General features: G+C 66.7%; 17 protein-coding genes, 1 tRNA gene, 1 pseudogene and 1 other annotated feature. Of the genes and pseudogenes, 5 read left to right on the plus strand and 14 right to left on the minus strand.

Annotated features, from left to right (window positions below):
- Positions 1-11: 11 nt before the first annotated feature.
- Positions 12-1,298, plus strand: a complete 1,287-nt coding sequence (locus RR1_RS17050; RefSeq protein WP_010839752.1) for a hemolysin family protein — start codon at positions 12-14, stop codon at positions 1,296-1,298.
- Between the two features lie 3 nt (positions 1,299-1,301).
- On the opposite strand, the gene RR1_RS17055 is transcribed toward RR1_RS17050, so the two are convergent.
- A complete protein-coding gene (locus tag RR1_RS17055; protein WP_010839751.1) occupies positions 1,302-4,046 on the minus strand; it encodes a cation-translocating P-type ATPase in 2,745 nt (914 codons plus the stop codon).
- Between the two features lie 54 nt (positions 4,047-4,100).
- Entirely contained in the window at positions 4,101-4,478 is a 378-nt protein-coding gene (locus RR1_RS17060; protein WP_010839750.1) for a hypothetical protein, read from the minus strand.
- A gap of 78 nt (positions 4,479-4,556) precedes the next feature.
- On the opposite strand from RR1_RS17060, the gene tgt reads away from it, so the two are divergent.
- Complete coding sequence (gene tgt / locus RR1_RS17065) at positions 4,557-5,804, plus strand: tRNA guanosine(34) transglycosylase Tgt (protein WP_010839749.1); 1,248 nt, start codon at positions 4,557-4,559, stop codon at positions 5,802-5,804.
- A gap of 25 nt (positions 5,805-5,829) precedes the next feature.
- On the opposite strand, the gene RR1_RS17070 is transcribed toward tgt, so the two are convergent.
- From RR1_RS17070 to RR1_RS17095, 6 genes are all read right to left on the minus strand, one after another.
- Positions 5,830-6,561: a queuosine precursor transporter gene (locus RR1_RS17070; RefSeq protein WP_010839748.1), complete on the minus strand. Its 732-nt coding sequence runs from the start codon at positions 6,559-6,561 to the stop codon at positions 5,830-5,832.
- A gap of 82 nt (positions 6,562-6,643) precedes the next feature.
- Positions 6,644-7,624, minus strand: a complete 981-nt coding sequence (locus RR1_RS17075) for a DUF2189 domain-containing protein (protein ID WP_071990705.1) — start codon at positions 7,622-7,624, stop codon at positions 6,644-6,646.
- 93 nt (positions 7,625-7,717) lie between these two features.
- Complete coding sequence (gluQRS, locus tag RR1_RS17080) at positions 7,718-8,620, minus strand: tRNA glutamyl-Q(34) synthetase GluQRS (RefSeq protein ID WP_010837153.1); 903 nt, start codon at positions 8,618-8,620, stop codon at positions 7,718-7,720.
- Between the two features lie 2 nt (positions 8,621-8,622).
- The gene (locus tag RR1_RS17085; protein WP_010837154.1) at positions 8,623-9,237 is read right to left on the minus strand and encodes a TetR/AcrR family transcriptional regulator; all 615 of its coding nucleotides are present in this window, start codon (positions 9,235-9,237) and stop codon (positions 8,623-8,625) included.
- Positions 9,238-9,320: 83 nt separating this feature from the next.
- The gene (locus RR1_RS17090; protein ID WP_040772389.1) at positions 9,321-10,496 is read right to left on the minus strand and encodes an FAD-dependent monooxygenase; all 1,176 of its coding nucleotides are present in this window, start codon (positions 10,494-10,496) and stop codon (positions 9,321-9,323) included.
- Between the two features lie 101 nt (positions 10,497-10,597).
- A complete protein-coding gene (locus RR1_RS17095; protein WP_010837156.1) occupies positions 10,598-11,908 on the minus strand; it encodes an HNH endonuclease signature motif containing protein in 1,311 nt (436 codons plus the stop codon).
- A 218-nt stretch (positions 11,909-12,126) separates the two neighbouring features.
- Here RR1_RS17095 and ald point away from each other — a divergent pair, with 218 nt between their 5' ends.
- Positions 12,127-13,233: an alanine dehydrogenase gene (gene ald / locus RR1_RS17100; RefSeq protein WP_040772387.1), complete on the plus strand. Its 1,107-nt coding sequence runs from the start codon at positions 12,127-12,129 to the stop codon at positions 13,231-13,233.
- 7 nt (positions 13,234-13,240) lie between these two features.
- Here ald and RR1_RS22390 read toward each other — a convergent pair whose 3' ends face one another.
- The 3 genes from RR1_RS22390 to RR1_RS17115 all read right to left on the minus strand — a co-directional run bounded on the left by RR1_RS22390 (position 13,241) and on the right by RR1_RS17115 (position 15,564).
- Positions 13,241-13,651, minus strand: a complete 411-nt coding sequence (locus RR1_RS22390; RefSeq protein WP_169847057.1) for a hypothetical protein — start codon at positions 13,649-13,651, stop codon at positions 13,241-13,243.
- 240 nt (positions 13,652-13,891) lie between these two features.
- Positions 13,892-14,449 carry a TIGR03086 family metal-binding protein gene (locus RR1_RS17110; RefSeq protein WP_010837159.1) on the minus strand — a complete coding sequence of 186 codons (558 nt, stop codon included), beginning with the start codon at positions 14,447-14,449 and terminating at the stop codon, positions 13,892-13,894.
- Between the two features lie 170 nt (positions 14,450-14,619).
- Complete coding sequence (locus RR1_RS17115; protein ID WP_169847058.1) at positions 14,620-15,564, minus strand: helix-turn-helix domain-containing protein; 945 nt, start codon at positions 15,562-15,564, stop codon at positions 14,620-14,622.
- Positions 15,565-15,615: 51 nt separating this feature from the next.
- On the opposite strand from RR1_RS17115, the gene RR1_RS17120 reads away from it, so the two are divergent.
- Positions 15,616-16,905: an MFS transporter gene (locus RR1_RS17120; RefSeq protein WP_081634092.1), complete on the plus strand. Its 1,290-nt coding sequence runs from the start codon at positions 15,616-15,618 to the stop codon at positions 16,903-16,905.
- Positions 16,906-17,724: 819 nt separating this feature from the next.
- Positions 17,725-17,855 (plus strand) — a sequence feature (AL1L pseudoknot).
- A 120-nt stretch (positions 17,856-17,975) separates the two neighbouring features.
- Positions 17,976-18,089, plus strand: a pseudogene (locus RR1_RS23150) (IS3 family transposase); the annotation flags it as partial.
- Between the two features lie 101 nt (positions 18,090-18,190).
- On the opposite strand, the gene RR1_RS17130 reads toward RR1_RS23150, so the two are convergent.
- The 3 genes from RR1_RS17130 to RR1_RS17140 all read right to left on the minus strand — a co-directional run bounded on the left by RR1_RS17130 (position 18,191) and on the right by RR1_RS17140 (position 19,813).
- Positions 18,191-19,072: an AraC family transcriptional regulator gene (locus tag RR1_RS17130; RefSeq protein WP_051111071.1), complete on the minus strand. Its 882-nt coding sequence runs from the start codon at positions 19,070-19,072 to the stop codon at positions 18,191-18,193.
- A gap of 65 nt (positions 19,073-19,137) precedes the next feature.
- A tRNA-Ser gene (locus RR1_RS17135) sits at positions 19,138-19,225 on the minus strand.
- 78 nt (positions 19,226-19,303) lie between these two features.
- A complete protein-coding gene (locus RR1_RS17140; protein ID WP_051111072.1) occupies positions 19,304-19,813 on the minus strand; it encodes a DUF3558 family protein in 510 nt (169 codons plus the stop codon).
- Positions 19,814-19,864: the final 51 nt, after the last annotated feature.

The following is a 19,864-nucleotide window of genomic DNA, read 5'->3' on the forward strand; positions in this document are numbered from 1 at the left end:
AGTGTCCCCGTATGGACGCCGACACTCTGGTCAATGCCGGGCTGGTCCTGCTCTTCGTGCTCATCGGTGGTGTCTTCGCTGGCACCGAGCTCGCGATGGTGTCGCTGCGCGAAGGGCAGATCAAACAGCTGGAGGAGAGCGGCACGCGCGGCCGCAAGCTCGCCGAACTGGCTCGCAACCCGAACCGCTTCCTGTCGGCGGTGCAGATCGGCGTCACGCTCTCCGGATTCTTCTCGGCCGCGTACGGTGCCTCGACGCTCGCGCCCGACTTCGCGCCCTTCCTCGCCGACCTCGGACTGCCGGACGCGACGGCCGACACCGTCGCGTTCATCCTGCTCACCCTCTTCATCGCGTACCTCTCGCTCGTCTTCGGCGAACTCGTCCCCAAGCGCATCGCGATGCAGCGCGCCGTCGGGTTCGCGCGGATCGCGGGACCGCCCCTCGGCGTGTTCGCGAACCTCATGCGGCCCGTGATCTGGCTGCTGTCGGTGTCGACGAACGCCGTCGTCCGGCTGCTCGGCGGCGACCCCGAGGCGAAGACGGAGGAGATGAACGCCGACGAGCTCGCGATGATCGTCGGCGACACCCGCGGCCTCGCGGCGGGCAGCCGCGCGATCCTCACCGACGTGCTCGGCGCGGGCGATCGGTCCATCCGGGAGGTGATGCGTCCGCGTCCGGACGTCACGTTCCTGGAGGCGGCCTGGACGATCGAGAAGGCACGCGACTACGTCCACGAGCTCTCCTACTCGCGTTTCCCCGTCACGGGCGAATCCGTCGACGACGTGATCGGTTTCGCGCACATCCGCGACATCTTCGAGCGGGACGACGCGACCGCGGTGCGCGACGTCGTGCGGCCGATCCACGCTGTGCCGGACACGAACCGGGTCCTCGACACGCTGGGCACGTTGCGCAAGGAACAGCATCACATCGCGCTCGTCCTCGACGAGTACGGCGGTACGGCGGGCATCGTGACGCTCGAGGATCTCGTGGAGGAGATCGTCGGTGAGATCTACGACGAGTACGACTCCGCGATCGAGCCCGAGGACGCGATCGTGCGCAGCGGCGGGACGATCCGCGTGCAGGGCGGGCTGATCCTGCAGGAGTTCTTCCGCGTCACGGGAATCGAGCTGCCGGAGGGCGACTACGAGACCGTCGCAGGTTTCGTCATCGACCGCCTCGGCCGCATCCCCGATGCCGGCGACACCGTGGAGATCCCGGGCTACCGGATGCAGGTTCTCGACGTCACGCGGCGCCGCGTCGACCACGTCGCCATCACGCCGGTCGAGGTCGAGGGCTGACGTTCAGAGGCGTCCGGCGACGGGCGCCTCTTCCGGGACGTTCTCGACGGGAAACAGCTTGCGCACCACTGCCTTACGGATCTCCTCGATCCACAGCACCGACGACGCGACGGCGATCGTGAAGAGCCACTCGTCGGAGGTGAGGGTCGTCGTGTCGAACAGGCTCTGGAAGAAGCCGAGATTGACGACGGCGACGTGCAGCGCCACGACGCCGACGAGCGCGACCCAGATCGTCTGGTTGGTGAAGGTCTGCATCGAGAACACCGACCCACGATCCGACCGAACGTTGAGCAGATTGAACACCTGATAGAAGACGAACGTCGTGAAGGCGAGCGTCGTCGCGAACAGCGGATCGCCGGCGCTCTCCGGGAACAGTTCGTCCGCGAACTCGATGACGAGGATCGTGCCCGTCGCCATGACGATGCCGAAGAACAGGATCCGCAGGATGCGGTTGCGGCTGAGCAGTCGCTCGTCGGGCGGGCGCGGCTTCTGCCGCATCGTGTCCTTCTCGGTCGGGTCGAGACCGAGCGCGAGGGCGGGCGGGCCGTCCATGATGATGTTGACCCACAGGATCTGCAGTGCCGTGAACGGCGCCCCGCCCGCGATCCCGACGACGCCGGCAGTGAGGAAGATGAGTACGAAACCCCACGCCGTCGTGAGCTGGAACTTCACGAACTTGATGATGTTGGCGTAGATTCCGCGTCCTTCACGGACGGCGGCAACGATCGTCGCGAAGTTGTCGTCGGTGAGGATCATCTTCGCGGCGCCCTTGGAGATGTCGGTTCCGGTGATACCCATCGCGATTCCGATGTCGGCCTGCTTGAGGGCGGGCGCGTCGTTGACGCCGTCGCCCGTCATCGCGACGATCTGCCCGTCGGCCTGCAGCGCCTCGACGTAGCGGATCTTGTGTTCGGGGGCAACGCGTGCGAGGACGCCGAACGACTCGGCCCGCGAGGCGAGTTCGGTGTCGCCGACGGCGTCGAGATCGGTGCCGGAGACCGCGTCGCCGCCGATCCCGAGATCCGCTGCGATCGCCGACGCCGTCGTGAGGTGGTCACCGGTGATCATGTGCACCGCGATACCCGCGCCGTGCGCGACGCGAATCGCCTCGCGCGCCTCGGGACGCGGCGGGTCGACGATCCCCACGATCGCGTACACGGTGAGGCTCTCGACCGACTCGAAGAGCCTGTCGGGATCGGTGGGGAGTTCGTCGAGCGTCCGTCCGGCGATCATGAGGGTGCGCAACCCCTCCCGCGCGAGGGCGTCGACGCCGCGCTCGATGCGCGCGCGATCGTCGTCGGTCAGCGGCCGGTCGCCCGACTCGTCGCGGATGCTGGTCGCGCGCGAGAGCAGCACGCCCGACGCGCCTTTCGCGTAGCACCGCACGCCCTCGGTGCCGTCGGGCGCGCGGGTGGCGTGGAAGGTCGCCATGAACTTGTACTCGGAGTCGAACGGCACCTCGGCGAGGCGCGGGCTCGCCGCCCGCGCGCCGGGGACGTCCACCCCGCCCTTCTCGGCGAGCACGACCAGCGCGCCCTCCGTCGGATCGCCCACGAGCGCACCGTCGTCGACCGTCGCGTCGTTGCACAGCGCCATCGCGAGGAACGCGCGCTTCGCGTCGGGAATCGGGCGGTCGTCGTCGGTGAGGAACGACCCGTCCGTCGAGTACCCCTCGCCGGTGACGCGCAGCGAGCGCCCCGCAACGTTCATCCGCCGGACCGTCATCTCGTTGAGCGTCAGGGTTCCGGTCTTGTCGGTCGCGATCTGCGTCGTGCTGCCCAGGGTCTCGACGGCGGAGAGCTGCTTGATGATCGCGCCTTGCTTCGCGAGCCGTGAGGCACCCATCGCGAGGGTGAACGCCACGACCGCCGTCAGCCCCTCCGGGATGGTCGCGACGGCGAGCGAGACGGCCGTGAGCAGCAGCTCGTCCCACGACTGGCCGCGCAGCAGGCCGAGCACGAACACGATGACGACGACGACGAGCGCGACCGTCGTCAGCAGCGTCGCGAGCTGATCGATCCTGCGCTGCAACGGTGTCTTGTCGCCGCCCGCACCGCCGAGCAGCGTCGCGATCGTCCCGATCTGCGTGTTCATGCCGGTGCCGGTGACGATCATCGCGGCACGTCCACGCGTGATCTCGGTGTTCATGAACAGCATGTTGGTACGGTCGCCGACCGGCAGATCCGGGTCGTCGAGTTCGTCGACGCTCTTGTCGACGGGCTGCGATTCGCCCGTGAGCGCCGACTCCGCGACCTGCAGTCGCGCTGCCTCCACGACGCGGCCGTCGGCGGGCACGGCGTCGCCGGCTTCGAGCAGCACGATGTCGCCGGGCACCAGTTCGGTCCGTGCGATCTCGGTGACGGCGCCGTCGCGCCGCACCCGCGAGTGCGCCACCGACATGTCGCGCAGCGCCTGCAGGCTCTCCTCGGCGCGCGTCTCCTGCACGTAGTTGAGGACGGTGTTGATCGTGATGACGGCGAGGATCACGACGGGCGTCTCCCACTCGCGAGAGACGGCGGCCGAGACCACCGCGGCCACCATGAGGACGAGGGTCATCTTGTCGGCGAGCAGCCGGGCGATCTTGCGCCACGCGGGTTCGCGGGCTTCTTCACGCAGCAGGTTCTCGCCGTACTCGTCGCGTCGCCTGGTCACCTCGCTCGCCGGCAGGCCCTGCTGGGGGTCGACACCGAACTCGCCGAGGACGTCGACGGCGCGCTGCGTGTGCCGGGCGGGGGTACTGCCGGTCATGTGCTCTCCTCGGGCCGGGCGGAGCGGGGTGACGGGCGGAGCAGGCGAGCGGGATCAGCCCTCCCAGAGATCCTTCTCGCTCAGACCGGTGTCCTCGAAGGCGTCCGCGAGAGTCGCGTGACGGAAGACGGAGACGACCTTGTCGTCGACGACACGGAACGCGACCGCTGCGGCCGGTGCGGGGTGCTCGTCGCGCCCCCACGTCTCGGTCTCCTCGACGACGACGATGCCGTCGTACTCGTACATCCGGCCGCTCTCGAGATTCAGGCCGCCCTCGGTCGCCCAATCGCGCAGCGTGTCGAGGCCCTGGTAGGCGCCGTCGCGATCGGCGAGAGCGATGTCGGTGGTGGAGAGATCCAGCAGGGTGCCGATGTTGTTGCCGTTGAGGGCGTCCTGCCAGGCCAGCACGGTGGCGACTTCCGAGATACTCATGCCGACAACGCTATCGCGCGCCGGGGAAACGGACAGGTGAAGCGTGGGCCGGATGTGGCGTCGTGAGAAAATGCCCAGGTGACCGACAGTGCCGCCAGCCCCGCCCCAGCCGACCCCTTCTTCACGATCGGCACCAGGCTCGACGACCGCGCCGGGCGCACCGGCACGATCCACACCCCGCACGGCGACATCACGACGCCGTCGTTCGTCGCCGTCGGCACCAAGGCGACCGTCAAGGCGGTGCTGCCCGAGTCGATGCGCGATCTCGGGGCGCAGTCGCTGCTCGCGAACGCGTATCACCTGTACCTGCAGCCGGGACCGGACATCGTCGACGAGGCAGGCGGGCTCGGCCGGTTCATGAACTGGGACGGCCCGACGTTCACCGACAGCGGCGGCTTCCAGGTGATGTCGCTCGGCGTCGGATTCAAGAAGGTCCTCGCGATGGAGGCCGTCGGTGTGCGATCCGACGACGTCATCGCGAAGGGCAAGGAGCGGCTCGCGACGGTCGACGAGGACGGCGTGACGTTCAAGTCGCACCTCGACGGCTCGCGGCACCGCTTCACCCCCGAGGTGTCGATGGGGATCCAGCATCAGCTGGGCGCCGACATCATCTTCGCGTTCGACGAGCTCACGACGCTCATGAACACACGCGAGTACCAGGAGCGCTCCGTCGAGCGGACGCAGGCGTGGGCGGTGCGGTGCATCGCCGAACACGAGAAGCTCACCGCGCAGCGCGCCCACAAGCCCTATCAGGCACTGTTCGGCGTCGTGCAGGGCGCGCAGTACGAGGACCTGCGACGGCAGGCGTGCCGTGGGCTCGAGTCCATCGTCGGCGAGACGGGCCGCGGCTTCGACGGGTACGGCATCGGCGGTGCGCTCGAGAAGCAGAATCTCGGCACGATCGTCGGGTGGTGCACGGACGAGTTGCCCGAGCACAAGCCGCGGCACCTGCTCGGTATCAGCGAGCCCGACGACTTCTTCGTCGCCGTCGAGAACGGCATCGACACGTTCGACTGCGTCAACCCGTCCCGCGTCGCGCGCAACGCCGCGATCTATCACCCGGACGGGCGGTTCAACATCAACACCAGCCGGTTCCGCCGCGACTTCACGCCGATCGACGACGAGTGCGACTGCTACACGTGCCGTCACTACACGCGCGCGTACATCCATCACCTGTTCAAGGCGAAGGAGATGCTCGCGTCGACGCTGTGCACGATCCACAACGAGCGGTTCACGGTGCGGCTCGTCGACGACATCCGCCGGTCGATCGACAGCGGCGACTACGACGCGTTCAAGGACGAGACGCTGGGACGCTTCTACCGCTGAACCACCCTTCGGCGCTGACGGGTCCTCAGTCGCCGGCGGGAACCGAGTAGCTCGGTTCGTGCTTCTTGACGTAGTTGATGACGCGGTAGGTGAGCGGCATGACGACGATCTCGGCGAGTGTCTTCCACAGGAACCCGACGATGACGTAGTTGACGAAGTCCTCCCACGTCGAGATGCCGATCGCTCCTGCCGCGATCGAGCAGAAGATGAGGGTGTCGAAGAACTCGCCCACGATCGTCGATCCGATGAGCCGCGCCCACAGGTGCTTCTCCTTGGTCTTCTCCTTGATGAGTACGAGCACGCCCGCGTTGAGCAACTGCCCGACGAGGTACCCGGCGAGACCCGCGAGCAGCAGTCGCGGATACACGCCGACGACCGCCTCCAGGGATTCCTGGTTCACGTAGAACTCGGCGGGCGGGAGCGCGAGCAGCATCCAGAACGACAGCGCCGCGAGGATCAGGCACGCGAAGCCCGTGTAGATCGCGCGGCGGGCGGCCTTGAAGCCGTAGACCTCGCTGAGGACGTCGCCGATGATGTACGCGAGCGGAAACAGGAAGAAGCCACCGTCGGTGATGAGCGGCAGGATCTGGAGTGGGCCGAACGAGAGCTCCTCGCCCTCGAAGAACGCGACACCCTTGGTCGCGGCGATGTTCGAGATGAGCAGTACGGCCGTGAAGACCGCGACGAAGATCGGATAGTAGCTGCGCCCGACGTGCGCGAACGTCGCGTGATTCTGGTTGCTGCCCTGCGTCGACACGCGTGCAATCCAAGCATCACGCGACGAGGCGGCGCGAATCCGGTGGGATTCGCGCCGCCTCGGGGTGCGTCGGGAGCAGGGCTCAGGCGACGGCGGACACGTAGCGCGCCGTGATGACGCGGTACGCGTAGGTCGACGCGATGAGCGTCAGCGGGACGGTGACGAGCAGGCCGAGTCCGAACGGGATCACGCCGACGAGGTTGATCAGGAACAGCAGCACCGCGAGCCCGAGGACGAAGCCGAAGTTCTGCGAGATCGCCCGCACGCTCGACTTGATGCCCTCGATCGCGTTCTGGTTCTGGTCGATGACGAACTGCAGCGTCCACCAGGTCAGGAAGATGACCACGAATCCCGGGATGATGAACAGGATGAAGCCGATCGTGGTGAGCACGCCGACGAGGATGCTCGCGAGGATCACCGCTCCGATGTTGCTGAACTGGAAGAACGAGCCGAAGGCCGGCTTGTTGCCGTCGACCTCGTGGAGCGCGCCGCGCACCAGGGCCGCCTGGATCAGGATGCCGACGACTGCGGTGACGAGCGAACCGATCAGCGACCACACCGAGAACGCGGCCGCCTCACCGCCGGTGAGCCGCTCGGTGTCGAAGTTCGACGGGAAGATCAAGCCGAGGATCACCTGGATGACGGCGGCGATGAGCAGGATGCCCACCCAGATCATCCAGTTGTCGGCGAACTTCTTCCATCCGTACGAGATCGCGGCGCCGACGGAGAGCTCGGGCCGGCCCATCGGGCCGGACGGGCCGCCGCCGTATTCACCCATCGGTGGCGGCGGCGGATAGCTGCCGGGCGGGTAGTCGCCTTGCGGAGGGTAATCGCCCTGGGGCGGATAGTTCCCAGGAGGCGGATAGTTCCCGGGAGGTGGGTAGCCGCCGGGTGGGGGAGCGTTTCCCGGTGGCGGCGCGTATCCGCCGCCCTGCGGCGGTGGGGGATAGCCACCGGGCGGATCCTGGGGTGGCGGCGGGTAGCCCCCCGGCGGCTGGTCACCCGCACCGGACTGGCGGCCGGACTTCTCCGGCTCGTTCGGATCGAAGCCTCCTGTGGACATCTCGCTCCTTCGCTGACACGTCGTGTGGCGCAGGTCGTACCCGAGACTATGTCCGAAGTGGTACGCCACGGAACATTTTCCCGTGAGCCGTGATCAGGCAGACATATCCACGATCCACGGCTCGCGGGGGAGCGCGGACGGGTCGAACCGCGCGAGCAGGTCGGCGGTGCCGGGATGTTCGCCGTCGCCTGCGAGCCGTAGTGAGCGCGCGAGCATCGCGAGAACGTCGCGCGGCGTCTCGCCGAGGGCCTCCCGGTCGGCGAGGGTGACGGCCCCGTCGCGCTTCGCGAGCCGCTTTCCCTCGGTGTTCAGTACGAGCGGCACGTGCGCGTAGACGGGCTCGTCGATGCCGAGCAGGCTCGCGAGGTACGCCTGCCGCGGCGCGGAGGCGAGCAGGTCGTCGCCGCGCACCACCTGGTCGATGCCCGCGTCGCCGTCGTCGACGACGACCGCGAGGTTGTAGGCGGGGATGCCGTCTCCCCGTCGCAGCACGAGATCGTCGACGGCCCCGGTCCAGGATCCGTGCAGGAGGTCGGTCACCGTGTACTCGGTGACGTCCGCCCGCAGCCGGATCGCGGGGGAGCGCCCGCTCACACGTCGTTCGTCGCGTTCACGCGAGGTGAGATCGCGGCAGGTTCCGGGGTAGGCGCCCGGCGGGGAGTGAGGCGCGGACGCTGCTTCGAGGATCTCGCGCCGCGTGCAGAAGCACTCGTACGTCGCACCGCGCTCGCCCAGCGCGTCGACGACGGCGTCGTAGCGTGCGCGCCGCTTCGACTGCCGGACCGACTCACCGTCGAACCCCAGGCCGAGCGCGGCGAGGTCACGCAGCTGCCGTTCCTCGGCGCCGGGACGGACGCGGTCGAGATCCTCGATGCGCAGCAGGAAGCTGCGCCCGGTGGAGCGGGCGAACAGCCACGCGAGCAGCGCCGTCCGCAGGTTTCCGATGTGCAGGTCGCCCGACGGGCTGGGGGCGAACCGCCCCGCACCGGTCGTCACGGTCAGCTCGCGAGCTCGACCGCGTCGCCCACCTCCACGCGATCACGCAGCGCGAGGTCGACGAACTGCGCGATCGAGCGTTGCAGGTAGGCGGTGGGATACGACTGCCGGTCGGCGAGCGCGCTCGCGGCGAAGCCCTCGGCGGACGCGACGAGCCCCCCGGCGCGGATCTCGGCATCGGGTGCGCCCGCGTCGAGCAGGACGGCCGCGACGGCCGAGCGGATCGCGAACATGCCGCGCGAGCGGATGTCGGCGAGCCCGGGGACCGAGACGGCGCGGACCGCGAACGCGGCACGCACGTGCGCTTCCTTCGACCGGCGCTCGTCCAGCGGGAGCATCTCCGAGAGCATCGCGACGAGGACGTCGTGCGGGCCGCCCGCGGCGATGGACGCGACGTCGGTGACGCGCTCGACGAGCCGTGCCGAGGCCGCCCGCAGGGTGAAGACGAGCATCTCGTCCTTGGTCGAGAAATGGTGCTGAACAGCGCCGATCGACACGCCCGCACGCTTGGCGACCTCGCGCACGCTCGCGTTGTCGAGTCCCGCGTCGGCGGCGACGTCGAACACTGCCTGCGCGAGCAGTTCAGGGTTCGTCGACGAGTACCGGCGCGTTGTCATGCGAAGACCTTATATGTGTATGGACGTGCGTACAGATCTAGGGTCGTCGACCCCTCCAGTGCTGGTGAGCGGTCCGTCGCCGGTCATGCCGCGGGGAGCGGGCTCCGCTCGGCGAGCTCGCGATAGAAGCGGTCGACGTCGGCCTGCGCGTTCCGTCGCATCGCGTCCCGGAGCGCAACGCCGTCGTGTGCGGTCTCCCGCGCGCCGCGTTCGCCGACGGCTCGGGACTCGTCCTGGACGAACCGGCATGCGGGATGTCGCAGCGCCGCGAAGGAGTCGAGCGCCGTGGCGACCGAGGCGGCTCCGCCGAGGACGTCCGCGAGAACGACGGCATCCGTCACTGCCATTGCTCCGCCCTGGCCGAGAAACGGAGTCGACGCGTGCGCCGCGTCGCCGATGAGAACCAGGCGGCCGCGGGACCAGGGCAACGGCGCGAGTACTTCTTCGACGCGGGTGAACAGCACGGACGACTGCGGGCCGAGCTCGTCCAGGAACGTGCGGGCGGGGCCGTCGAACTCGGCGAAGCGCTCGCGCATGAGACCAGGGAGCGCGTCGTTCTCGTAGTGGACGTCGGCGGGCTCGGCGACCGTCCCGAACAGGTACAGCTCGTCGTCCGAGATCGGCATGATGCCCAGCCGCTTGCCGGGCCCCATCATCATCGTCTTGGCGCGAAGCTCGGCCGGACGCTGGTGGATACTGCGCCAGACACCGAGGCCGGTGTAGCGCGGGGAGATGTCACCGCACACGAGGCCGCGTAACTGCGAACGGATTCCGTCCGCCGCGACGACGAGATCGAACGCGCCGGATGTGCCGTCGCCGAAGTCGGCCCGTCCGGATTCGGGGTCGACGGTGATCACCGTCGTGCCCAGCCGCACATCGACGTCGAGCGCGTACGTGCGCTCGGCCAGTGCGCGATGCAGCTCCGATCGCCGGATGCCCACGATGGGCGGTACCTGGCGTCCGTCGGTTCCGCCCGAGGGGTAGACGGTGTCGACGATGTGCGCGCCGGTGTGGTCGGTGTAGACGTTGCACCCGTCGTCGATCGTGAATCCGGACTCGAGCACGTGGGGGAGGACTCCCAGCGCGCCGAGGGCGTCGAGGCCGTTGGAGTACACGAAGATTCCCGAGCTCGTTGCCGTCCAGGGATCGCTGCGTTCGACGAGCATGGTGCGAATGCCCTTGCTGGTCAGTGCGATCGCAGCCGATGCGCCCGCGATCCCGCCGCCGACGACGAGTGCTGTCCGTACGGCCGGTGTCATGGCGATCTCCTCGTCGTGTCGGTGATCCACAAGGTAGTTGATCGCTCAGATATTTGCACGACGACAGCGAGGACGGACGCCGAGCGTCACGCCGCCACCGGTCACGCGACGATCGGTGGCGGTGGACCTGGTGGTTCGACGCCCGGTGGTTCGAAGCGGGGTCGCCCTCGTGGTGTCGGGATGATCGTCCAGTTGCTGTGGTGGATGTGGCGATGGTGCTTGCCGCACAACAACACTGTGTTGTCGAGGTCGGTGGGTCCGCCGTCGGCCCAGTGCGTGATGTGGTGTGCTTCGCACCAGCTCACGGGGGCTGTGCAGGTCGGGAAGGCGCAGCCACGATCCCGGACAGTCAACGCGCGGCGTTGTGCGGGGGTGACCAGGCGGGTGGTGCGGCCCATGTTCAGTGGGACGCCGTGGTCGTCGATCACGATCGGTGTCACGTGTGCGTCGCATGCGACGGCCCGTGCGGTCTCGGGTGTGAGGGTTCCGCCCCACGGCATCCAGGGCAGACCGATGCCGTCGAGTAGGGCGGTGACGGACGCGCTCACCCGTTCGTCACGGCCTTGCGGCTGTGCTTTCAGGTCGCGCTGGTGGATGAGGACGGTGACGTGGGGTTTCTCGGCGGCTTCGTGTCCGTTGTCGCCGGTGTCGAGGTGGCGTCGGCAGATCTCGATGAGTCCGTCCGCGCGGCGTTGCCCGGCGGAGCGGGGATCACGGGTCCCGTCCGCTGCGGGCCGAGGTGCCGACAGCTTCGACAGAGCCGTCGACAGAATCTCACCGGACAGGGCGTCGAGGTCGCCGTGCAGCACGACCCTGCCGTTCAGGGTGTTCGAGACGGTGAGCGTGTTGAGGTCGTCGCGTTCGCGAGTGGTCGGGCCGTCGGTGTCGATGTCGAGGCGCACCCGCAGCGTCTCGATCGCGGTGCGTACCGACTTCGTCGCGGTCTCCGGGCCCGGCACTGCGGCCGCCAGCAGCGCGTCGCGGCATGCGGCGATCACTGCCGCGTGCTCGTCCGGGTCGGTGTCGGCCAGTGCTGCGAGCAGCGACGGCGGCGTGTCGAAGAATCCGCACAGCATGCTTGCGTGTCGCGGCGAGATGCGCTGTTCGGCGACGGCGGCAGCGATCTCGGGCTGCGTCCGTAGGCTCGTTCCCAGCGCTGTGACGTCGCGTGCCTCACCGATCTCGAGCATCGAGTGGGCCGCGAGCCACGACCCCGCATCCCGGTAGCCCGCTGCGGTCGCGAGGCCACGGTCGGCGAGCTCACCCATCAGCGTGATCCGCCGGGCCTGCAACACCTGGATCTGCCGCGACACATCCAGCACCGCGGCGGACAGTGCGGCGTCACCGAGCTGCCACGGCTCCCCGTGTACGGCCCACGTGCCGTGTGCTGTGTGTGAATCCCCCGACCCCATGCGACTAACCTAGTTCGTACACCCGTTCGACACAAGACCCATTTTCCCAGTTGGGGATAGCCGTAGACCTGTGGATGAAACCCGTCGACTTCGCTCTCGTGGCGCGGCAGCGGACCTCGGGACCGGTCGGCCGTCCAACCGGGAAATCTCCCCGCGTTCGTGACAACCTCGACATCGGACCACCACCGCATCCACCGACGGCATCCGGAGTCGATCGCATGAGAATCGGAATCCCCCGCGAGATCAAGAACAACGAGTACCGCGTCGCGCTCAGCCCCGGCGGCGCGCACGCACTCGTCGAACGCGGCCACGAGGTCGTCGTCGAATCCGGCGCGGGCCTCGGCTCGTCCTTTCCCGACGACGAGTACGAGGCCGCCGGTGCGCAGATCCTCGACAGCGCCGCCGAGGTGTGGGCGTCCGCCGATCTACTGCTCAAGGTCAAGGAACCCGTCGAGCCCGAGTACGCGCTCCTGCGCCGCGGGCAGGTGCTCTTCACGTATCTGCATCTCGCGGCGTCGCAGCCGTGCACCGACGCGCTCCTCGAGTCCGGCACGACGGCCGTCGCCTACGAGACTGTGACGGCCGCCGACGGCACGCTGCCGCTGCTCGCGCCGATGAGCGAGGTCGCGGGACGGCTCGCGCCGCAGGCCGGCGCGGATCAGCTCATGAAGCAGAGCGGCGGCCGCGGCGTTCTCATGGGCGGTGTCCCGGGCGTGCGGCCGGCGAAGGTCGTCGTCATCGGTGCGGGCGTCTCGGGTTCGCACGCGGTCGCGATCGCCTTCGGGATGGGCGCCGACGTCACCGTGCTCGATCTCTCGATCGACAAGTTGCGCGAGATCGACGTGCGGTACGCGGGAGCGGTGCACACCGTCGTCTCGACGCCGTTCGAGATCGAACGCGAAGTGGTGGCCGCCGACCTCGTCATCGGCGCCGTGCTCGTTCCCGGAGCGAAAGCGCCTCGGCTGGTGTCCAATTCGCTCGTCGCCCGGATGAAGCCCGGCTCGGTCCTCGTCGACATCGCGATCGATCAGGGCGGCTGCTTCGAGGATTCGCGCCCCACGACGCACGCGGACCCCACGTACGTCGTGCACGAGTCCATCTTCTACTGCGTCGCCAACATGCCGGGCGCCGTGCCCAACACGTCGACGCACGCACTGACGAACGTCACGCTCCCGTACGTGATCGCCCTCGCCGATCGAGGCTGGCGCGAGGCCGTCGACACCGTGCCGGGGCTACGCGAAGGCCTGATGACGCACGAGGGCGGTCTGTACAACGAGAACGTCGCTGCCGCATTCGGATACGACGTCGTGGAGCTCGACACGTAGTCGAGACTCACCGGGTATCGAATCGCCGCTGGTTGTCGGTGCGAGTCAGGCAGGATGATTCGGTGGCGCTCACAAACCGGCAGATCATGAGATCACCTACCGTGTGGCTGACTGCGGTGTTCTGGATCGTGACGCTCTTGTTCGCGTACGCAGTGCTCGGGTTGTTCGGATGGTGGGCCTGGGTGGCGTATTTCGGCACCGGGCTAGGGCTCGCAACTCTCTGGTGGACGCGACGCCGTCGCAATCGCTGTGCCCTGGTGTTCGGATTCTGCTGCGCAGTGGTTGCAGTCATGGCGCTGCTGATGACCGGGTGGGCGCTGTTCGTCACCGTCTCGGCCCCGGTCGACAGCGTCGGAACTCGGGGAGTGGTCTGCGGCTCGGTCGTCAGTCCGGTGTCGGCCGAGGAACTGAACGTCACGGTCGTACGTTCGGAGGAACCGGTGTCGCAATCTCGTCCGATTCCGCACAGTGAGCTGGAGCGGGTGTGTTCGAACAGGCTCGACGCTCGGGGCAGTCGAGCCGCAGGACTGGCTCTGATCGGCTTGTTCGTCGCCCTGCGTGCCGCTGGGCACATCGTTCCGCCGCGAAGAGCGTCGGCTGCTTGATCTTTCGCGAGCTCGGTAGGTGGGAGGGACACGGGCTCGGTCGTCGGCACGTCTCAGCTGCGCCTGCCGAGGTAGGCGAGGACGCGTGTCTGCAGATCGGCGTCCGCGGCGACGGGTACCTCGGGACCGCATACGCCGTCGTAGCGGATCGCCTCGCCCATGACTGGCCGGAGCGAGTCGAGCCATTCGAGGTCGCTCGTCTCGATGCGGTCGTCGATCCCCGCGCCGCGTGCGATGTCCCAGCCGTGGACGAGGAGGTCGAAGCAGTAGAACGTCTCGATCGTCGCGGCGAGGTTCGTTCGCCCGAAATGGCCGTCGTATTCCCGGGATCCGAGTTCCGGATCGTCGAGGATCGCCTGCATCGCGTTGCGCGTCGCGAGCCATGCGCCGACGGGATCGGTCGCCGGGTCGGGGTCGTGCGGCAGCTCGAGATCCACGTGGCGAACGATGTCGCGTTCGGTCTCGACGAGATGCGCGACGACGTCACGGACCGTCCAGCCCTCGCACGGCGAGGGGGCGGTCCACGCGTCGTCGGGGACGGCGGTGATGCGGTCGGTGAGGGTGTGCGCGGCGGAGCGGTAGCGCTCTGCGGGAGTGATCGTCGTGGTCATGCGGTCGAGTATTGCGGGATGCGCGGCGGTGGTTCTTGAACGAATCCGACGTCCAGAAGCGGTAGCCCGCCGTGCCAGTCGGGGGCCTCGCTCGCGAGCAGGTCGGTAGGCGTCATTGTTTAATTGGTTGACGATTCAGGATTTTTGGTGTGATTGGGAGCATGCATGTATCATCGCACCTGGTATCCAGGCTCCGTTGGGAAATTCCTGGCGGATGGCCGGTCGGATGTAACATCAACGCAGGGTGTATCGCGCGGATTCCGAGAATCGGGCAGGGTCGCACCTGGGTCCCAGGCCCCGAGAATCATCAATGCCTCTTCCTCGCGTGATCCGCGACGAGGGACATAGACGAACAGTTCCTGGTCTGGCGCTCCATTTATAGTGAATGTCTGATAGTCAAGGTCGATCTGGCCGACTATATCGTGGCGCAATCGTTTTGTCCCGTTGCTCTTTGCCGCCACTTCGTGGTTCTCCCACCACCGCTCGAAGTCGGAAGATGTGCTCCGGAGTTCACTGATGAGGTATTCAAGTCTAGCGTCCCGAGGATGCGCTGCTTGAGCCGCGCGCAGTTGACCGGCTAACGTCCGCCCACCGGCTTCCCATTCGGCATATAGAGTTCGCATTCTCGGGTCCCGTACGTAGATCAACGCCAGATTTCGGTCGTGCGGTTGGAGGTTGCTGAAATCGAGGATTAGTGCGGCGCCGAGGTTGTTCCACGCGATCACGTCCCGCCGCCAGTTGACTACATACGCCGGCAGATGGCCCATGTTCGCAAGCAAATGTCCGACGATGGGATGCACGTCGTCCGCATGCGGTACGTCGGCAGAGTCGGGACCGCGATCTGCGGCGAGAGTCATAAGGTAGTCTCGGCAAATCTCGTTCAAGTGCAGTGCGTCACAGAGCATCCTCATGATCTCTAGCGACGGTGAGGCGCGGCCTTGCTCTATTCTTTGGTAGTAGTCGAGGCTTACCCCTGACAGGGCCGCGACTTCCTCTCGCCGCAGACCAGCGACACGGCGGCGACCAACGCTTGGCATTCCCACGTCTTCGGGACGGAGCTCCTCGCGACGTCGACGCAGGAAATCTCCGACCGCCCGGCGCTCGCGCGATCTCATGTGCCCCATTGTGGCAGAGATGCCCTGCTCAAGGGTGGTCCTGTGAAGCCCATGGATAAGAAGGCTACCGATCCCGAACTCGTCTCGGGGATGCTCATTCGTGTGAGAAGGACGCTCTCGATTCAGCGAATTGGCGATGCAATGACCACCCAGGGCCACGCTATTTCCATACTTGCCCTTGTATGCGGCATCGGGGCTGCAAGCCTGTATTACATCCAACCTCTACTCGTTTCAATCGCCGTAGATATGCGGGTCTCAACAGCGACAATTGGCGTAACAGTTACTGCGACACAAATCGGTAATTGCCTGGGTTTACTGTTCGTTGCTCCTTTGGGGGACCGATTCGATCGGCGTCAACTACTGAAGGTTCTAATCTCCATTGCTGGCGGCGCCTTGGTGGTGGCGGCGCTCTCGGTCAACCTTGCGATGCTGTGTGCAGCATTGGCGATTTTGGGTGCGGCGGGGGTGATGGGGATGATCGCAATCCCTCTTGCAGCGGATATGGCTTTGGATGGACGGGGCGGTCAGACAACGGGTTACGTAATGTCTGGCATGCTCGTCGGAATACTTGCTTCGCGTTCTGTGGCGGGATTCGTTGCTGGACTGATCGGATGGAGACGGATGCTACTACTCGGTGGAGTATTGATGCTTGTGGTCCTCGTCGGCGTACACTTCATGCTTCCGCCCGCGCCTCAGATGGCTGAATCGGCCACGTATCGTCAACTGATTCAATCCGTTCCAACAATTATTCGTGGTTCGGGACTGCTGCATCGCCGAATGGTCCTTGGCTCATTGAGTTTTTGCGCATTCAGTATAATCTGGACCGGACTTACTTATGGATTGAGCGCGGCGCCGTTTAATTTCTCTCCGGCCACTATCGGTCTATTCGGGATTGCTGGCCTCGCAGGTGCGGCAGCTGCGCGCGGGGCCGGGACCGCGGTCGACCGCGGGTGGGCGTTGGGAGTAACCAGGAGCTCATGGATGTTCATGGTGGCGGGGGCTGTCGGGATGCTGGCGGGTGGCCTGGGTGGTGGGGTCGTCGGCATCATCTTGATTCTGTCTGGGATTGTCGCATTCGACGCCGGTATGCAGGCTCAGCACGTCACCAGTCAGTCTCTCGTTTCACGCGCGTTGCCGACAATGCGTAGCCGTGGGACGACTGCCTATATGACGGTGAATCTGCTGGCTGGCGCCATCGGGTCCGCTGTAGCAGGCCCGTTGTGGTCGTTTTTTGGTTGGGGCGGCCTGTGTGGTGCTGCTGCACTCGTCTCATTGGCGGCATTGATGACCTGCAATTCATCGGTAGCTCAGGTATCGACCCCGGGGTCGCTCTCAAAATGACCGGCCCCTTCAAAAGTTGCCTACAGTAAATGTTTAACGCTATATCGCGACACTGCGAGAGGGATAACCTTGTGAGGATAGTCGAGGATGTCATTGGGCGGGGATCGGAAGGATCCGGTTCACAATCAGCTCTCAATACCATTCTGCTTTCGAACGATGCGCATGATCGACTGAGGGGACGTTTTTTCATTGGCAGTGATGGGAGGCGCGTTCCGGCGCTCGATTTGTTGACGTCGGATCTTATGGTCGATGAAGTGCGTGTGTTGTCTAATGGATGGATATGGACGAGGGTCGTTTATGATCGGTCTGAAATCGCCACGGCGACGATCGAGATCATGCTTCCTCCATGGCTGGTCATTGCTATCCATTCGGAAATCGATGGTGGCGATTGCATCGGGGGTTGAGGAATGCGTGACCGCGTCGATAAGTTTTGTGTAGTGCGTTAGACATCGACGTCTGCGGTGTGGCACCGGGCGATTGTGGCCTGGCTGTGTCGCGTACCGGGCCTGTTGGAGGGTCTCATCGCACGGAAGGATGGGATCCGTGGGAGCGCCGAGGAAGTACCCGGAGGAGCTGAAGGAACGAGCGACGCGACTGGCAGTCGAGGCATGCCGCGATCCAGGATCGAAAGCAGGAGCGATCGCGGATCGCCGATCGGTTGGGCACCCTTCACGACACCCTGCGCACGCGGGTTCGGCAGGTCGAGATCGACGGTGGTGTCCGTCTGGGCAGCACCACTGACGAGGCGAATCGCATTGCCGAACTCGAACGTGATAACCGAGAATTGCGGCGTGCCGACGAGATCCTGAAAACGGCCTCGGCGTATTTCCGGCAGCGGAACTCGACCACAAACTCAAGTGATCGTCGATTACACCGACGCCCACAAAGCCGACTACGGGGTCGAGCCGATCTGCCGGGTCCTGAGCCAGGCCGGTGGGTAGATCGCCCCGTGGACTTGCCACGCCGCCAAGGCCCGCGCACTATCGTCACGAGCCGTCCGCGATAGGGAACTGACCGGACGGATCCACCGGGTCCACGCCGAAAACTACGCCGTCTAGGGTGCCCGCAAAGTCCATGCGGAGCTGAACAGGCAAGGTATTCGTGTGGCCCGGGGCACCGTCGAACGCTTGATGCGCGCCGGAGGGCTGCGCGGTATCGGAAGGACGAAGAACACGCGACCATGATCGCCGCAGCGGACAAGGCAGGCCCACTGACCTCGTCAAACGTGGATTCACAGCATCAGCGCCTGACCAACTGTAGGTTGCCTACATTACGATTTCTGTACCTACGTTCGCCGGATGGGTCGATGCGGGCATTCGTGATCGATGTGTTCTCCCGTCGCGTCATCGGTTGGCAGTTGTCGCCGAGTCGAGTATTGCGGGATGCGCGGGCGTGGTTCTTGAACGAATCCGACGTCCAGAAGCGGTAGCCCGCCGTGCCAGTCGGGGGCCTCGCTCGCGAGCAGGTCGGTAGGCGTCATCGCGGCGATGCGCCGGCTCTCCCGCGACAGGTGCGCCTGATCGGCGTAGCCCGCGCGGTGGGCGAGATCCGCGAGCCGCGCCTGCGAGTCGGCCCGCGCGAGCGCCATGAACCGTTGCAGCCGCAGGAGTGAGCGCAGCGTCGTGGGTCCGTACCCGAACAGGTGGTGGCAGCGCCGTTGCAGCGCGCGTTCGGAGACGTGGACGTCGTCGGCGAGCGCGCGGATCGACTGCCCGGGCGTGCCGAGGGCGCGAGTCAGCGGCGCGGCCCAGGGATCGATCGGCCGGTCCTCGCACCACGCGCGGATCGCGGCCTCGAAGTGGCCGATCCGCTGCGCGTCGGTGGCGGCGTTCTCGATGCGATCGGTCAGTGCGCGGGCAGGCGCGGCACCGAGTACGTCGTCGAGTCCGATACGGATGTTCTGCATCTCGGCAGCCGAACACGCCAGCGCTGCCGGGGCGGCGCCGGGACGGAAGCGCACACCCACTGCCTCGGTGCCGGGCGGCAACCGGAACGTCCACGCGGCGGTCTCCGGTCCGCACACCCGCATCCCGACGCCGCGGATCCACAGCACGTCCACGCACGCATCCGGAACGAGGAGGTGTGTCCCGGACACGGCAGCCGTCCACGTGCACACGAGGGCGCCGCGCACTTTCGGTGCAGGAGCGGTCGGGCGGTACCAGCTCATCCCTCGACGATAGAGCCGGGGAACGACGAACGCCCGCGACCTGATTCAGGTCGCGGGCGTTCTTGTGGCGGAGGATAGGGGATTTGAACCCCTGAGGGCGTTAACCCAACCCGCGTTCCAGGCGAGCGCCATAGGCCACTAGGCGAATCCTCCGCGTCGGAGCATACCGAAGCCGCAGGCCGCTACGCCAAACGGGCTGGTGACGGTCCCGATCGGCCCGTGCGTGACGGGTCAGGCGTTCCAGGCGAGCCGGGAGAGCGACTGCTCGGCGAGCGGTTCGACGCGATCGCACGACGAATCCGGCGTCGCGACGGCGTCGAGGCCGAACTTCGCCTCGATCGCGAGCGTGCCGTCGTCCTCGCTGTCGAACTCGACGATGCACTGGTACTTGCTCTCGGCGAGGACGGAGCCGGTCCTGCCGGCGACGGTGACGGTGCGCAGCGTGTCGGCGTCGTCGCCGGGTGCGGACGCGAGCGAGACCGTCACGACGTTGAGCTGTTCGAGGTTTCCCCACGTGCACTCGGTGCGCCCGGCGCCCTGCACGGGCTCGCCGTCGGTGAGGCCCTGGGTGAGCAGCGGCGCGAGGTCGTCGTCCTGCGCGAGCGTGCACGGGTCGACGGTGTCCCACTTCGCAGCGGTCTGCTCGGCCTCGTCGGGCGCCGATCCGCAGCCCGTCAGCCACACGCTGCCCGCCGCCACCGCGAGCAGTGCCGCCGTCCGATTCCTGGTCCGCCTCGTCATCACGCTGTTCCACACTCCTGTTCCCCGACGTTATCGGCCCGTGACATTAAC

It is taken from the genome of Rhodococcus rhodnii NBRC 100604, from assembly GCF_001894925.1.
Classification (GTDB): Bacteria; Actinomycetota; Actinomycetes; order Mycobacteriales; family Mycobacteriaceae; genus Rhodococcus_F; species Rhodococcus_F rhodnii.